Here is a 1,743-nt window from a genome sequence, read left to right on the forward strand (position 1 = left end):
TGCAACCATAGCTGCCAATCCAGGTATAATATCTGCAAGTTCAGGACCTGCAAATGATGTTATAATCACTTGTAAAAACGTATAAGTTACAGAAACAACTAAAATAGATGGTAATATCTCTTTAATACCTCTGAATCCATCAATCATAAATATTAATAAGAAAGGCACAAAAAAGCTAATAAACCCTAAAGTTAAATTACCAATTAGTGCTACCTCGGTAGCAGACACATCACCTGATAAATTTAACGTATCAATAATAGCTACTGGAATTCCTACTGCACCGTAAGCCCCAGCAGCAGCATTGCCTACTAAACAATACATAGCTGCCTCTAAAGGTTTGAATCCCAGCTGCGTAAGTAATACAGCGCATATAGCAATTGGTACACCAAATCCGGCTGCGCCTTCTAAAAATGCATTAAATACAAAACCAATTAGTAATAATTGAATACGTTGATCTTGTGAAATACTAGCTATACTGTCTTTAACAATATCAAATTGACCACTTTTGGTAGAAATTTTATACAACCATACGGCCATAATAACTATAAAACCAATGGGAATAATACCTTGATAAAAACCTTCAAATGTGGCTCCTCCAGCAATGTTCAAAGGTAATTTAAAAACTAATAATGCTACTAATATTGTTATAATCAAAGTTGTTAATGCAGCATAAACACCTTTCATTTTAAATACTGTTAAACACAGTAAGAAAAGAATGATTGGTATAGCAGCAACGATTGAAGATAACAACAAATTATGAAATGGATCAAATGAATGCACTAACATAACAATTTATACTCCTCTTTTAATTTTTAAGATACTATTCTGCTTCTCTAATTTCCTCTGAAATATCTTTATAATCAATATCCGTCTTATTAAAGATTTCATCATTGATTGGGAAATGTTGTTCGAATGTTTCGAAGTTCTGAATTTCAACCTTAGCATCTTCTATTTCAAAGTCTAGCACATGGCCGCCGAAGTTACGATCATCATTCGCAAAGTGTATATGAAATCCTGAAGATCCAATACCATGGAATAGTTCGGGCGTGAAGAAACCAACAACAGTTCCTTCAACATACGTTTCAGTTTGTTCAGGCTGTCTGCGTGCCGAATCAATTAATCGTGTATATGGCGGCTCTTGTCCAGGCATCATGCGAACGTGCATTTTTTTGAATACTCCAGAAATTTTAACAGCTGAAAATAAATTTTCACTAAGCATTTTTTCTTTTATTTCATCAAAAACAGCTTCAGAAGTTTTATCCTTAGTTTGATATGTTGTATCTGCTGTGAATTTTGTCACTGTTGCATAAGGTGTTAACTCATCACCTTTTAGTTCAACAAATTCTTTATATTCATTCGCATGATAGGCTTTACCATCTACAAATATCACTTCTCCATTAGAACCAGTTAATGTCGCAATACCTAGGTCACCATGTTCTAATAGTTCATTAATTGAGGCAGTACCTTTTAATAGTCCTGCCATCAATGTTCCTAATGTACCGTGTTGATATAAGATATTAGTCATAAAAGCTTCACTCCTCAATTACTATTTGATTATTAATTAAATGCATCAGGCAACATATTGGTTGAAAGTTTCACATTATCTTTATAATTTACAGGTATATCAATGACTACAGGTCCTTGAATTTCATAACCTTTTTTAATCGCATGTTCTAATTCTTCTTGATTTGTGACACGCATTCCTTTTGCACCAAAAGCTTCTGCATATTTCACATAATCAAC

At 33.4% G+C, this 1,743-nt stretch carries 3 protein-coding genes; all 3 read right to left on the minus strand.

Annotated elements, in window-relative coordinates; all coding sequences use genetic code 11:
- Positions 1–786: L-lactate permease (locus HMPREF3241_RS06585; RefSeq protein WP_141763178.1), on the minus strand; the 786-nt coding region annotated here is incomplete at its 3' end.
- A gap of 34 nt (positions 787–820) precedes the next feature.
- A complete protein-coding gene (gene budA / locus HMPREF3241_RS06590; protein ID WP_070853556.1) occupies positions 821–1,525 on the minus strand; it encodes an acetolactate decarboxylase in 705 nt (234 codons plus the stop codon).
- A 32-nt stretch (positions 1,526–1,557) separates the two neighbouring features.
- Positions 1,558–1,743: thiamine pyrophosphate-dependent enzyme (locus tag HMPREF3241_RS06595; RefSeq protein ID WP_256323888.1), on the minus strand; the 186-nt coding region annotated here is incomplete at its 5' end.

Source organism: Staphylococcus sp. HMSC34G04 (assembly GCF_001838765.1).
Lineage (GTDB): Bacteria > Bacillota > Bacilli > Staphylococcales > Staphylococcaceae > Staphylococcus > Staphylococcus epidermidis.

What these genes read in the sequence shown, in the direction of transcription:
- budA (WP_070853556.1), bottom strand. Translation starts at nt 1,525, where the DNA reads ATGACTAATATCTTATATCAACACGGTACATTAGGAACATTGATGGCA.